This is a genomic window from Bacillus cereus group sp. MG4 (assembly GCF_040460055.1).
In the GTDB taxonomy this organism is placed as follows: Bacteria; Bacillota; Bacilli; order Bacillales; family Bacillaceae_G; genus Bacillus_A; species Bacillus_A wiedmannii.
This window is the reverse complement of the sequence record NZ_JARVGZ010000001.1, coordinates 4,984,951-4,997,709: the sequence shown is the minus strand read 5'-3', so window position 1 is coordinate 4,997,709 and position 12,759 is coordinate 4,984,951. Positions and strand designations below refer to the sequence as shown.

The following is a 12,759-nucleotide window of genomic DNA, read 5'->3' as shown; positions in this document are numbered from 1 at the left end:
TAATGTCAGATAATTATCGTTCTCGTACAGAACGAAATCATGTAAAAAATCAAAAGCAAGAAACAAATAAAGAAGAAAAACCAAAGAAAAAAGGCTCCTTTTTTAAAAAATTCCTTATAGGTTGTCTACTTCTTGGTATCGTTGGTCTTGTAGCTAGCGTTTCCGCTTTCTTTGTTATGGTGAAGGACGCTCCAAAATTAGACAAATCAAAACTTGTCAATCCTTTATCAACAAAATTTCTTGATAAGAATGGGAACTTTTTCTATGAATACGGTGCTGAAAAACGAACCCACGTTACGTATGATCAAATTCCAAAGGTAGTTGAAAGTGCATTCCTTGCAACTGAGGATTCACGTTTCTATGATCATAATGGAATTGATTTTAAACGAACTACAAAAGCAGTTATGGAAAATGTCACTGGAGGGTTCGGATCTCAAGGTGGTAGTACGATTACACAACAAGTAGTCAAAAACTATTTTTTAACGATGGACAAAACTGCGAAGAGAAAAGTACAAGAATGGTACCTTTCTTACAAATTAGAGCAACAATACTCTAAACATGAGATCTTAGAAATGTACTTAAATAAGATTAACTTAGGTAACCGTTCTTACGGTATTGCAACAGCAGCCAAAAAATATTATAACAAAGATTTAAAAGACTTGCAGTTACATGAAGCTGCGATGCTCGCTGGTTTACCCCAAGGTCCTAATATTTATGATCCAACAAAAAAAGAAAACGTTGAACGAGCTACACAACGTCGTAACGTCGTATTATCATTAATGAATCGACATGGTTATATAACAAAAGATGAAATGAATAACGCAATGAAAATCTCTGTAACTGAGGGTCTTCAACCGGCTTCAGAAGTAACTGAGATGAAGTATCAAGCATTTTTAGATGCTGTTGTAAAAGAAGTTGAAAAAGAATATCCCGATATAAATATCGGTTCAGATGGTTTAACGATTCATACAACACTTGACCAAGATGCTCAAGATTATGCTGAAAAAATTATGGATGGCAATCTTATTAAGTATCCGAACGATCAATTCCAAGGATCATTCGTATTTATGGATACACAATCTGGGGAAGTTCGAGCAATTGGGGCTGGGCGTAAAGAAAGTAGATCTACTTTCAAAGGTCATAATATGGCAACTGATTTAAAACGCCAAGTTGGTTCAACAATGAAACCAATTTTCGACTACGGTCCAGCATTCGAGAATTTACAATGGTCTACATACCATCAATTAAACGACTCAGAGTATACGTATTCCAATGGAAAGAAAATAAGAAATGCAACAAAGAGTTACAAAGGTGACGTTTCACTACGTGAATCTTTGAAAAAATCATTAAACATCCCGGCTTTAAAGACAGCTCAAGCGGTTGGCCTTCCTAAGTCACAAGCGTTTGCTGAAGGCTTAGGTATGACATTTAAAGACGGCAAAACATATGAATCAACAGCAATTGGTAGTAACGATAGTTCTCCATTACAATTAGCAGGTGCATATGCAGCCTTTGGTAATGATGGTAACTACAATAAACCGCACTTCGTAAAAGAAGTCATCTTCCCAGACGGGAAAAAGAAAAGTTTTAAACCGAAAGAACAACGTGCGATGCAAGACTACACAGCTTACATGATTACTGACGTTCTTCGCGACGTAGTAAAACCTGGTTCTGGTGGTACAGGTCCAACAGCATACGTTTCTGGTGTTGACGTAGCCGGTAAAACAGGTACGCAGAACTTTGATGAAGACGTTCTTAAAAAATATGGTATTCCAGCTGATGCAAATAGAGATAGCTGGTTCGCTGGATATACACCACAATATACAATGGCTGTTTGGACTGGTTACGAAAAGGATGGTCCAGAAAATTACATTGGTGATCGCTCTACTAGAATTGCACAACAAATGTTCCAAGTAATGATGAGCAAATTCGCTACAGATAAATCCCGTTTCGAGCGTCCTTCTTCTGTACAAGAAATAAACGGAGAGTTATATGTAAAAGGTGCGAAAAAAGATGCAATTAAACAAATTAAAGTAGATGCACCTAGTGGTCTTAATGTCACTTTCGATGGCGCTAGTACTGTTACACTAAACTGGTCTGGACCAACAGAAGTTGATGCGTATGCAGCAAGCTATAAAGCGACTGACGGTTCAAGTGGTAGCCTATCAATAAGTGGTACGACAGCTTCTCTTGGTGGTATTAAACCTGGCGTTACTTACAGCTTCTCTGTAGTAGCGAAAAAAGGTACTGGAACAAGCCCTGCAATTGGTGCATCCTTCACTGCACCTGGCGGAACTCCAGACCCGAAGAAAGCTGAAGAAGAGGCTGCCAAAAAGAAAGCCGAAGAAGAAGCTAAGAAAAAAGCTGATGAGGAAGTACAGAAAAAAGCTAATGAAGATAAACAAAAACAAGAAGAAGCTCAGAAAAAAGCTGCTGAAGAACAGCGTAAACAACAAGAGCAACAACAACAACAACAACGTAAACAACAAGAAGAAGCTCAGAAAAAGGCTGCTGAAGAAGAAGCTGCTAGAAAGAAAGCCGAAGAAGAAGCTGCTAGAAAGAAAGCTGAAGAAGAGGCTGCTAGAAAAAAAGCTGAAGAAGAACAACACAAGCAACAAGAACAACAACAAAATACCGGAGGAGATACCCCTCACGCAGACGGAAATGTTGTCCCAACAGAGTCTTAATACAAAAAAAGAAGTCCTTTCTCTTAACGAGAAAAGGACTTCTTTTTTGTTATCATTTTCTTAACATATAGCTTTTCTATTTCAATATACAACTGCGCTAACTGAATATAGGAATGATAATTATTCGGTTTCTTTATAATGAACGAATATCGCTCCATAAAATTAACTGGTTGTACTTCCAATTTACTCGTATAAGCTTCCATTTCATTCAAACTATGAATAGGTTGCTCATTTAGCCAATATATAATCGATAACAAATGTGCCGCAAAAAGAATCATTGGACCTTCAGCTTCTTGCTTATTTCTGTTTCGGAATAGTGTAGCAATGTCTTCATGCTTACTTTTCCATACATTCAACAGTACAGGAATACTATTTTCAATTTCATTCCACGGCTCATATTGTCTTTCAATATCAAATATAAAGTAAGTATTTTGTATTATTTCTTCAAAAGACTGATCTGTATGATACATAATCGAAGTTACGTTTTCTGTAAAAAATGGTAAGCACCGAAATTCTTTCGGTATTTCTATAACTCGCTCCATCCTTTATTTCCCCTTCATTCGCTTCTTTCCTTCACGACACACTTCTAGTAATCGGCACTCTTCACATTGTGGTCGCTGTGCTTTACAGTGGTAACGCCCAAAGAAAATCATACGATGATGTGTAACGCCCCATTCATCCATCGGAACTTTCTTCATTAATGTCTTTTCTACTTCTAACACCGAATCTTTCCACCTACAAATCGCTAACCGTTTACTCACTCTCTCTACATGCGTATCAACAGCAATCGCTGGAATTCCAAATGCAACCGAAACAACTACATTCGCTGTCTTTCTTCCTACTCCTGGTAATTTCGTCAGCTCGTCACGGTCTTCTGGAACTTTCCCGTTATAATCATCTAGCAACATCTGGCACAATTTTTGAATATTTTTCGCCTTATTTCTAAACAATCCAATGGAACGTATATCTTGTTGTAATTCTTCTAAAGACACGCTTAAATAATCTTCTGGTGTTTTATATTTTTGAAATAAATTTTTCGTCACTTTATTTACAAGTGCATCTGTACATTGTGCAGATAACGCCACCGCGATTACTAATTCAAATGGATTATCATGAATTAATTCACAATGTGCTTCTGGATACATATCCGCCATTGTGTCTAAACAATAGCGAATTTGCGTTTTATTTAACATATACTTCCTCCTACATTACTGCTCCAACCAATTATAAAAAGGCACTTTCCCAGTAAATTTCGTCTCTTGTTTTGTCGTTTGCTGCGTTCGTTGTTGATTTGCTCTAAATTTCCGTCCTTGGTTTTGGGCTTGATCTACTGTTTTAATACCATTCTTTTTCCACTCAAATAAAATACGATCAATATATCGGAAATTAAGCTTACCGCTCATTACAGCTTCCCTGAGGGCCGCTTGAATTAAATTCGGATGATGTTGATCTTGATCTTCCCACATACCCAACGTTTCACATTCAAACGGAGAAAGTGGTCTTCCAAATTCTTTTTCAAATACTGTATATAAATTTACTTGCAGTTGTTTTATTTCTTTTTGTTCTTCCTCTATTGATTCGTTCATTAAGAAATGCAATATTTTTTCCCATAGCGGTTGTAAAGAATAACTTTCACACATCATCGCTTCTGATTTTTGTCCACCTTCTAGTGATAAAAAACCTTTTTGAATCAATGTCTGAATTACTTCCATACATTTCATTTCAGTAATCGTCATCCGTTCTGAAATCTCTGACGGAGTCGGAAACGAATTGCCCGATTCTAAAAATGTGTGTACATGAAGTACAACCATAAATTCCATTTCATTTAACCCTAATTTTTTATAATGCATCATAAGTAATTTTGGAATTGCAATGCTTCCCTGCTCAAACCACTGTAACATCATTTTCTTTTTCATCACCAAACACCTCGCTCTCTAGTATAACACACCTTTCGCTATTTCTTTTTGCCACAATTCGTCAAAAAAAACCTTCCTATTATGTAGGAAGGTTTTTTTGTATTGCGTTAATAAAATATACAATTAAGCTTGCACTTTACTTTTCATAAACGTATGAATGCGTTCTAATGCTTTCTCTACTTGTTCAAGAGATGTCGCATATGATAAACGAACGTTATTTGGAGCACCAAATCCTGTACCTGGTACAAGAGCCACTTTTTCCTCTTCTAATAGAGCTTTTGCCCAATCATCCACAGTTTCGTATCCTGATAAAGCTACAGCTTCTTTTACATTAGGGAATAAGTAAAATGCACCTTGTGGTTTAATGCAAGTAAAGCCAGGGATTTGAATTAATTTATCATAAATAATGTTTAATCTTTCTTCAAATGCTTGACGCATTGTTTCTACAGGTTCTTGTGAGCCTGCATATGCTGCAATTGCGCCGTATTGAGCGATTGAAGTAGGGTTTGACGTACTATGACTCGCTAAGTTCGTCATCGCTTTAATAAGCTGCTTATTTCCTGCTGCATATCCAATACGCCATCCTGTCATAGAATGAGATTTAGATACACCATTAATAATAAGTGTTTGTTCTTTTAATGCATTAGAAAGCTGGGCAATCGAAGTATATTCTGCTCCACCATAAATTAATTTTTCATAAATTTCATCTGAAACGATTAAAATATCGTGTTCTAAACATACTTCTCCAAGCTGTTGTAATTCCTCTTTGCTATAAATCATTCCTGTTGGATTGCTCGGTGAATTAATAATAACTGCTTTCGTCTTCTCTGTAATTGCCTCACGCAGCTGCTTCGCTGTAATTTTGTACTCATTGTCTTCCAGGCCTTCTACGTAAACTGGCTTACCTCCAGCAAGCTTTACTTGCTCAGGATAACTTACCCAATAAGGAGTTGGGATGATAACTTCATCTCCTTCATCAAGTAACACTTGGAATAATGTATATAATGCATGCTTTGCACCGTTACATACAATAATTTCAGATGGATCATACGCAATTCCTTGATCACGTGTAAACTTCTTCACAATTTCTTGTTTTAACGCTTGTAATCCACCTGTTGGTGTATACTTCGTATGTCCTTCTAACATCGCTTTATGTGCAGCATCCATAATATGTTCTGGCGTATTAAAGTCAGGTTCTCCTGCCCCTAATCCAATTACATCATGACCTTCTGCTTTTAATGCTTGTGCCTTTGCTGTAATTTCTAAAGTTGCAGATGGTGTTAAAGCAGCTACTCGCTTTGCTAATTTCATTTGTAGTTCCCCCTACATCTATTTTTCAATGCTGTAGTGACCAGCATAAGCCCCATTTTGAAACTCTAAATAATAATACGTATAACGATCTTCCTGATCAATATATGTAATTTCCCACAACGGAATATCGTTTTGAGCACCTAATTTTACTTTTATAATTTCTTTTGGCTTTGGCTTTGGCTCATCACCTTTTCCTGTAGCTTGTTCAGCCAACTTTTGCAAAGCTTCTTTTTCAGGAATACCTTCACTCTTTTTCTTCACAAGGACATTCCCTTTTTTATTAGGCACCCAAACAATAATTTGTTCTCCTTTTTCGTCTACACCTTGTACGACTGTATATGAAGAATTTCCATTATAATAATCAACAGATTTTACTTTTGTAAGCTTTGCCTTTTCTTTTGCAATTTCTACAGATTTTTCCTCTTTATGGATTTTCTTTTCCATTGCTTTATTGTAAACATACGCCCCATATATTCCGCTAGCAACGATTACGATAACGATTGCAAAGATCCACTTTTTCATTGTATCACTACGTTCTGTAAATCGTAAATACAGCTATTTCTTTATCTTTTTCGTCTAATGCTAATCCGAACATGAGGTCCTGTTCTTTTAACGTACGATTCAAACTATCAACAATTTTATACAAGTCAGACGAATATTTAATACGCGTCGTTGATAGGACTTCGATTTTCTTATCCATGAAAAAACTCCTCCGTTACACAAAAATTTCTAATTATAGAAGAACGCAATACGGTTACAATAAGAGTACATTGTTTACAACCCCTGCTTCATCACCCATCTATTATAGCAGGACATGTACTGCAAAAAAAGGTTTCAAGTCGAAAACCAATACATTTTGTATACAAGAAGTAAGAAAAATAAAATTCCTCCTACCCACATTTTTTACGCCTGAAGCTTAAATGTACTTCAGGCGTATTTTTCTTCCAATTTTATTTATTTGGCCATGCCTTTAATTGTTCTAATAATTCTTCTAGAGGGCCTTCATAAAGCGGAACAGTTGGGATTGATTGTAAAAAACGTTTTCCATAAGAAGCGCTTATCAAACGACGGTCTAATACAAATACTGTTCCGGTATCTGTACTTGTTCTAATCAGACGACCAAATCCTTGTTTGAAACGCAAGATTGCTTGCGGGAGTGCTAACTTAGCGAATACGTCCTCTCCTTGATTTTTTAACCACTCTCCTTTTGCTTCCATCATCGGTTGATGAGGAGGCGTAAAGGGAAGCCGTACAATAACAAGACAACTAAGGGCATCTCCAGGTATATCTATTCCTTCCCAAAAACTACTTGTTCCTAACAAGATCGATTTGTCGAACTCTTGAAATTTACGAATGAGACGACTTCGGCTCTTATTATTTACACTTTGCGTTAATAATAAATACCCCTCTAATTCTTCATCATTTTTCAAATTCGTATACGCTTCTTTCAACATTTCATACGAAGTGAATAAAACAAGCATTCTACCTTTTGTAGCTTTCGCTATTTTTGCAATATGTGCCGACACAGATTCAATATATTCTTCATTACTTGCTTGCTTAATAAAAGGCACATCTGTTGAAACCATTAATTTCATCTGTTCTTCAAAACGGAATGGTGATGGAACCTGTAATGTATTGGGAGCAAAATCATGTAAACCTAGCTCCTCTTTTATATAGTCAAATGAATCGTTTACTGTTAACGTTGCTGATGTGAAAATAACACTCTTTTTCTGTGTTAAAAATTCATCCGCAAGCCTTTCACCAATATGAACAGGCTGTGCATATAAAACGGTTGAATGAATTGTTCCCTTCGTTTCAGTCTCCATCCATGTCACGTATGAATTTTTTTCTAAAATGAGTAATTGTAAAGATTGTTCCATCTTTCTCAACAACTCAATTAAATGCATAAATTCACCTGTAACAACATGCATCTCCCATTCTAATTTACTTTGTAATATATCAACTTGCTTCTCAAGTGTAGTCAATAATTTTCTTACATCGTATACAAAACGATTTGTTAACTCGGTAATGCTATCCCATAACTTACCTTTCTCTACTTCCGTGTTATATCGATAAATGAGTGGCATATTGCTTATCCCTTGTTCCTGCTTTGTTTGTTTAAAGATGAAAGCACGTAACATTTGGAATAGCTCATCCGCATCAAATTTCAATTCCTTCAAACTATGACTCACCATACGGAAAGTCGAACGAGAGGCTTGCTCTGATTTTTTCATCATTTTATATACTTTAGAAAGTACATCATCTGTTTCTAGCGTACCAAGACGAGATAAAACTAATTGAAAATACATACAGGAGAACTGTTCACCTAATGTTCTACTCGCCGCTTCCTCGATATGATGAGCTTCATCAAAAATAATATGTTCACATGAAGCAAATAGTGGTTCTTCACTTGAAAAATCTTGAAATAATAACGCATGATTTGTAATAACGATATCTGCAAATAATGCTTTATTCTTTGCTCGTTGATAAAAACAACGGCTATACCAGTTGCTTTGCATCCCGCCTGGACTATGTACATCACTACAAATGCGGTTCCAAAGTAACTTTCCGCCCTCAGGAATATTTAATTCATCACGATCGCCAGTTTCTGTTTGCAATAACCACACTAAAATTTTTGCCTTTGTGAGCGCCATATCATAATTTTTCTCTTCCTCTTGCAAAGCATATTCAAATTTATGTAGACAAAGATAATGCTTTCTTCCTTTCAAAAGAGCTACTTCAAATGAAAATGGCATTATTTTCTGTAATAATGGAATTTCTTTTTCTAATATTTGTTGTTGCAGTTGTACTGTTTGGGTACTTATGATGACAGGTTCTTCTTTTTTCGTTGCAAAATAAATACTTGGAAGTAAATATGCAAGAGTCTTCCCTGTTCCTGTTCCTGCTTCAATTAGTGAAAACCTAGAATCTCTTAGTGCTGTATATATTTCCTTCATCATAATCTGTTGGCTTTCTCTTTTTTCAAACTTTGGCATATTCAATTCCAGGTTATCGATTGCCTTATGCAAGAAAGCATCAAATTTAGATGAACATGTTTCACTGAGATTTAAAGCATAATTCCGTTTTCGAAGCGCAATATTTCGATACACTTCATACCCCTCTGCCGCTTTTCTACCATGCATCATTTTCTTTAAAATATTTTCAGAAAGTACATCCGCTATATCACTTTGAAAAACATCGCTCAATTCATAGAGCGATTGCAAGGTGACAAGTGGTAACTTTTCAATTTCATTTAAAAATTGTAAAAATAATTCCGCTGTTGCAAGAGCATCACTATCCGCACGATGCGGTTGATCGTGCTCTAATTCATGTTGTTTAGCTAAATCACGTAATTTATAACTATCAGCTGTCGGCAAAAGAATTTGCGCCAACTCCACTGTATCAACTTTCGGACAATGTACTTCTGTATATCCAGCCCACCTTAATTCTTCCGTTAAAAAATTCCAATCAAAGTGAACGTTATGTGCAACGAAAGCTGCACCTTGCAATAGCTCAACAACCATCGGGGCTACATCTTGAAATAACAGGGCTTGCTTAACCATACTCTCATCAATCCCTGTTAATTCTGTAATAAATGGCGGAATCTCTCTCTTCGGATTAATAAAAGATGAAAAAATCTCTAGTATCTCTCCATCTTCCACTACAACAGCTGCGATTTGGGTAATTTTATCCTTCCCGTCCTTCCAGGAGTTCCCTGTCGTCTCTAAATCCACAACGACATAACGTTTACTCATATATGTAACACCTCAATTTCTTACCTATCAAACACAAAATTATATAATGTTACTATACCACGTTTTATCTCATCTTAATGAAAAGATGCACAAAAAAGCTATCTCCGTAATAGAGATAGCCTTCTTACTTATAATATCGTACCCGCTTTTTCAGCGCCTAACATTTGGATAATTTGATTATCATCGTCTAATACTGCAATTTTCGGCTCTTGGTTATGAATATTTTCTTCTGCCACTAAACCGTAGCAAATAATAATAACTTTATCCCCTGGCTGTACAAGCCTTGCAGCTGCACCATTTAAACAAACAACACCGCTACCGCGTTCTCCTTTAATAACATATGTCTCTAAGCGAGCACCATTATTGTTATTTACAATTTGTACTTTTTCATTTTCTACAATATTTACTGCATCCATTAAATCTTCATCAATTGTAATACTACCTACATAATTTAAATTTGCTTCTGTTACCGTAGCGCGATGTAACTTCGCTCTCATCATTGTGCGAAACATAGATGCTCCCCCTTATTTAACCGTTAATGTTATATTGTCAATTAATCGTACATTCTCAAATTTAACTGCAATTGCTAAAATCATTCGTCCTTCAATTTTATCTATTACTTGTAGTGAAGGATAGGCATATAAATCAGCATAATCTACAGTGCCTTTCGTATACGTCTCAATATACTCTTTCACAAGAGTTGTAATGATTTCTGCATTACGTTCGCCTGCTTCAATTCTTTCTTTCGCTTTACATAGACTGCGGTATAAATGAGGAGCCTCTTCACGCTCTTCTTGTGATAAATACACGTTACGAGAACTTTTCGCTAATCCATCTACTTCCCTTACAATATCCACTGGTACGATCGTAACCGGAATATTAAAATCAGCGACAAATCCTTCAATGACAGCAACTTGCTGTGCATCTTTCATACCGAAATAAGCACGCGTTGGCAATGTAATATTAAATAGTTTCATTAGTACAGTCGCAACTCCAGCGAAATGACCAGGTCTTTGTTTGCCACATAATACATCGGTACGCTTCACAACTGCTACTGTTGTCGTTTGTTCTGCTGGATACATTTCTTCTACGCTCGGATAAAATAAATAATCTACACCGTTTTCTTTTGCTACATTTTCATCTCTATCAATATCACGAGGGTATCGATCTAAATCTTCATTCGGCCCAAACTGTAGCGGATTGACAAACACGCTTAAAACCACAATTTCATTTTCTTCTCTTGCCTTACGTAATAAAGTCGCATGACCTTCATGTAAATACCCCATCGTTGGAACAAAACCAATACTTTTTCCACTTATACGAAGTTCGTTTGTAATTTGCTGCATCTCTTGTACTGTAGTTACGATTTTCATTATTGTTTTCCTCCGTATAACGCTAAGCATTCTTCCTCTTTCATTGTGAATGAATGTTTTTCTTCTGGAAATTGCCCTGTCTTTACTTCAGTAACGTATTGTGAAATCCCTCGCACAATCTCCTCTTGAACAGACGTATATTGCTTTACAAATTTCGGAACACGATTTACGCCGTATGAGATAAGATCATGATAAACAAGTACTTGCCCATCTACTTTTTTCCCTGCTCCAATTCCAATCGTCGGAATTGTTAGTTGCTTCGAAATTAATTCCGCTAACTGCATTGGCACACATTCTAACACAAGCGCTATCGCACCAGCTTCCTCACATCTCTTCGCATCTTCTATTAATTTTTTTGCACTTTCAGCATCTTTTCCTTGTACTTTATACCCACCTAGTACTCCTACAGATTGAGGAGTTAAGCCTAAGTGTGCCACGACAGGAATTCCCGCATTCGTCAAGTGATGAATAGTTGATACCACTTCCCCTGCACCTTCTACCTTCAGTGCATGAGCACCACTCTCTTGAACAATGCGGCGTGCATTCACCATCGTATCTTGAGGCGACACATGATACGACATAAATGGCATATCAGTTACAATAAACGTCTCTTTCGCTCCTCGGCGTACAGCTTTCGTATGATGAATCATATCCTCTACTGTTACAGGTACTGTTGAATCGTAGCCGAGCACAACCATCCCAAGGGAATCTCCAACTAGAATCATATCAACTTCAGCTTCTTCTGCTAACTTAGCAGATGGATAATCATACGCCGTTAGCATCGTAATCGGCTCACCTTGCTCTTTCATCTTCAAAAAATCTGTTTTTGTTTTCAAAAACTACTCCTCCTTTATACAGGAGAGAGGAGATGGCCGAAATCATATAAAAAACCCCTCTGGCCATAAAAGGGCAGAAGGGTTGTGTGTTAGTCGGCATTATTCATCCCTCTGTCCCAGTCCGTTATTGGATCAAGGCAGAATCCAAGTTATTATTTTTCGTATTGCTTCGAATCATGGTGCAGTTCGCTCTGATACTGCCCACATTCGAACTAATTATAGCAAACTCCAAAAAGGAATTACTACATTTTTTTGAAAAAATAATTTTCATCCTCATTACGGTATGTGAAATTTTCATAACTAACGCACCCATAGAAAGGATAAATAGCTTTGTTTACATGCATTGTATAACTCGTGAACTAATGATGCAGGTTAATTGAGAAAAGTACTTACAAAAGGAGAATTGCGAATGTTTATGAACAAATGGTTATTTCCATTTACCGGTCTGCTTCTGATGATTGTAGGGATGATAACTTTTAGCTCCTTCCATGCATTTGCCTCAGTTAACGTCGTAACACAACCTATCGATTCAACGAAAGTAATTGAGGTCGAACTGAATGATGATTACTTTCATCCAAACGTCATCACGATTCCAATTGAAGAGTCAACAACATTGTTATTAAAAAACAAAGGTAAGAATGAACACACCTTTACAGTAAAAAAACTTGGCATTGACATCGTAGTCGAGTCAGGAAAAGAAAAAAATATTACTGTAACCCCTAAAAATACTGGTACATATGAGCTAATATGTCGGTACCATCTCCTTAAAGGAATGGAGGGAAAAGTAATCGTCAAATAACAAGTAAGGGCAAACAGACGATAGTTTAAAATGAAAATTAGATACTAAAAAATTTATTACCGTATTGTAAGCTCAAAAGTAT

12 protein-coding genes are annotated in these 12,759 nt (G+C 36.5%); 2 read left to right on the top strand and 10 right to left on the bottom strand.

Features of this window, described 5'->3' with window-relative positions:
- Positions 1–2 precede the first annotated feature (2 nt).
- Positions 3–2,687 (top strand): PBP1A family penicillin-binding protein, encoded by a 2,685-nt coding sequence (locus QCI41_RS26410; RefSeq protein ID WP_353836280.1) that lies wholly within the window; start codon positions 3–5, stop codon positions 2,685–2,687.
- A gap of 23 nt (positions 2,688–2,710) precedes the next feature.
- On the opposite strand, the gene QCI41_RS26405 is transcribed toward QCI41_RS26410, so the two are convergent.
- From QCI41_RS26405 to panB, 10 genes are all read right to left on the bottom strand, one after another.
- Complete coding sequence (locus QCI41_RS26405; protein ID WP_353836281.1) at positions 2,711–3,229, bottom strand: YpoC family protein; 519 nt, start codon at positions 3,227–3,229, stop codon at positions 2,711–2,713.
- Between the two features lie 3 nt (positions 3,230–3,232).
- On the bottom strand, positions 3,233–3,880 hold the full coding sequence (gene nth / locus QCI41_RS26400) for an endonuclease III (RefSeq protein ID WP_046958931.1): 648 nt from the start codon (positions 3,878–3,880) through the stop codon (positions 3,233–3,235).
- Between the two features lie 15 nt (positions 3,881–3,895).
- Complete coding sequence (gene dnaD / locus QCI41_RS26395; RefSeq protein WP_000728534.1) at positions 3,896–4,603, bottom strand: DNA replication protein DnaD; 708 nt, start codon at positions 4,601–4,603, stop codon at positions 3,896–3,898.
- A 123-nt stretch (positions 4,604–4,726) separates the two neighbouring features.
- Positions 4,727–5,914, bottom strand: a complete 1,188-nt coding sequence (gene aspB, locus QCI41_RS26390; protein WP_000761545.1) for an aspartate transaminase AspB — start codon at positions 5,912–5,914, stop codon at positions 4,727–4,729.
- A gap of 18 nt (positions 5,915–5,932) precedes the next feature.
- Positions 5,933–6,436, bottom strand: coding sequence for a cell wall elongation regulator TseB-like domain-containing protein (locus tag QCI41_RS26385; protein ID WP_000758745.1), 504 nt, complete (start codon positions 6,434–6,436; stop codon positions 5,933–5,935).
- A 7-nt stretch (positions 6,437–6,443) separates the two neighbouring features.
- Positions 6,444–6,614: a YpmA family protein gene (locus QCI41_RS26380; RefSeq protein ID WP_000358351.1), complete on the bottom strand. Its 171-nt coding sequence runs from the start codon at positions 6,612–6,614 to the stop codon at positions 6,444–6,446.
- Positions 6,615–6,864: 250 nt separating this feature from the next.
- Positions 6,865–9,669, bottom strand: a complete 2,805-nt coding sequence (gene dinG / locus QCI41_RS26375; protein WP_353836282.1) for an ATP-dependent DNA helicase DinG — start codon at positions 9,667–9,669, stop codon at positions 6,865–6,867.
- A gap of 128 nt (positions 9,670–9,797) precedes the next feature.
- Positions 9,798–10,181, bottom strand: coding sequence for an aspartate 1-decarboxylase (gene panD / locus QCI41_RS26370; RefSeq protein ID WP_000490178.1), 384 nt, complete (start codon positions 10,179–10,181; stop codon positions 9,798–9,800).
- A 12-nt stretch (positions 10,182–10,193) separates the two neighbouring features.
- On the bottom strand, positions 10,194–11,042 hold the full coding sequence (gene panC / locus QCI41_RS26365; protein ID WP_000707017.1) for a pantoate--beta-alanine ligase: 849 nt from the start codon (positions 11,040–11,042) through the stop codon (positions 10,194–10,196).
- Positions 11,042–11,878 carry a 3-methyl-2-oxobutanoate hydroxymethyltransferase gene (panB, locus tag QCI41_RS26360; protein ID WP_353836283.1) on the bottom strand — a complete coding sequence of 279 codons (837 nt, stop codon included), beginning with the start codon at positions 11,876–11,878 and terminating at the stop codon, positions 11,042–11,044. Before panB ends, panC begins: the two co-directional genes overlap by 1 nt.
- 409 nt (positions 11,879–12,287) lie before the next feature.
- Here panB and QCI41_RS26355 point away from each other — a divergent pair, with 409 nt between their 5' ends.
- Complete coding sequence (locus QCI41_RS26355) at positions 12,288–12,677, top strand: cupredoxin domain-containing protein (protein ID WP_353838796.1); 390 nt, start codon at positions 12,288–12,290, stop codon at positions 12,675–12,677.
- Positions 12,678–12,759 lie beyond the last annotated feature (82 nt).

What these genes read in the sequence shown, in the direction of transcription:
- QCI41_RS26410 (WP_353836280.1), top strand. Translation starts at nt 3, where the DNA reads ATGTCAGATAATTATCGTTCTCGTACAGAACGAAATCATGTAAAAAAT.
- QCI41_RS26405 (WP_353836281.1), bottom strand. Translation starts at nt 3,229, where the DNA reads ATGGAGCGAGTTATAGAAATACCGAAAGAATTTCGGTGCTTACCATTT.
- nth (WP_046958931.1), bottom strand. Translation starts at nt 3,880, where the DNA reads ATGTTAAATAAAACGCAAATTCGCTATTGTTTAGACACAATGGCGGAT.
- dnaD (WP_000728534.1), bottom strand. Translation starts at nt 4,603, where the DNA reads ATGAAAAAGAAAATGATGTTACAGTGGTTTGAGCAGGGAAGCATTGCA.
- aspB (WP_000761545.1), bottom strand. Translation starts at nt 5,914, where the DNA reads ATGAAATTAGCAAAGCGAGTAGCTGCTTTAACACCATCTGCAACTTTA.
- QCI41_RS26385 (WP_000758745.1), bottom strand. Translation starts at nt 6,436, where the DNA reads ATGAAAAAGTGGATCTTTGCAATCGTTATCGTAATCGTTGCTAGCGGA.
- QCI41_RS26380 (WP_000358351.1), bottom strand. Translation starts at nt 6,614, where the DNA reads ATGGATAAGAAAATCGAAGTCCTATCAACGACGCGTATTAAATATTCG.
- dinG (WP_353836282.1), bottom strand. Translation starts at nt 9,669, where the DNA reads ATGAGTAAACGTTATGTCGTTGTGGATTTAGAGACGACAGGGAACTCC.
- panD (WP_000490178.1), bottom strand. Translation starts at nt 10,181, where the DNA reads ATGTTTCGCACAATGATGAGAGCGAAGTTACATCGCGCTACGGTAACA.
- panC (WP_000707017.1), bottom strand. Translation starts at nt 11,042, where the DNA reads ATGAAAATCGTAACTACAGTACAAGAGATGCAGCAAATTACAAACGAA.
- QCI41_RS26355 (WP_353838796.1), top strand. Translation starts at nt 12,288, where the DNA reads ATGTTTATGAACAAATGGTTATTTCCATTTACCGGTCTGCTTCTGATG.